Annotated in this window: 1 protein-coding gene; it reads right to left on the bottom strand. The window is 34.7% G+C overall.

What is annotated here, in order from left to right:
- Positions 1 to 137: 137 nt before the first annotated feature.
- Positions 138 to 669, bottom strand: a 532-nt coding sequence (locus IDG60_RS19095) for a M23 family metallopeptidase (protein WP_206161065.1), incomplete at its 5' end; no start/stop codon positions are given.

Below are 669 nucleotides of genomic sequence, written 5' to 3'. Positions count from 1 at the left end.
TTACATTTTAAGTAATATCTAAATCAAACAAGTATGACTTAGCATTACGATTTTCATTGAAAAAAGCAACCATTATGTAAGTATCATACTCACACAATGATTGCTTAATTTTTTAGACTGCGGGCACTCTTCTATAACTACAAATCATATAGGCTACGTTCCCCATCAGGTAACTGCTCGATAAACGGTTTAGGATCTTCTGCATATGCATTACCTACGCCACCCTTCATTCTTTGAAAATGTAAATGTGCGCCTGTCGTTTGTTTACCTGTATTGCCTGAATATGCAATAATATCACCTGCTTTAACTCGATCACCTACTTTGACATTATATTTGTCTAAGTGTAGATACCACTGGTGATATTCTCCATTGTCTTCGGCAATCTGTAATACCTTGCCGCCTAATTCATTATTAAAGATACGTGTTACTTTACCATTCGTCGGCGCTTTAATTGGTGTACCTTTTGGCAATGCAAAATCAATGCCATAATGCTTACCATCAAATGGTGAATGTTGATATTTGCCAAAAGTCTCAGTAATCCTACTCCCTCTAAAAAAGTCTTCCCATTTTGAGTGTCCTTGTCCTTTATGATTTTGTGTCAATTTATCGGTATATTGGTTAAACCATTTTTGAATGTCATCTATATAAATAATCGTAAATAATAGTGAA

It is taken from the genome of Staphylococcus sp. EG-SA-2 (assembly GCF_017152085.1).
The sequence above is the reverse complement of the archived record's forward strand: the minus strand, read 5'-3'. Positions and strand labels throughout refer to the sequence as shown.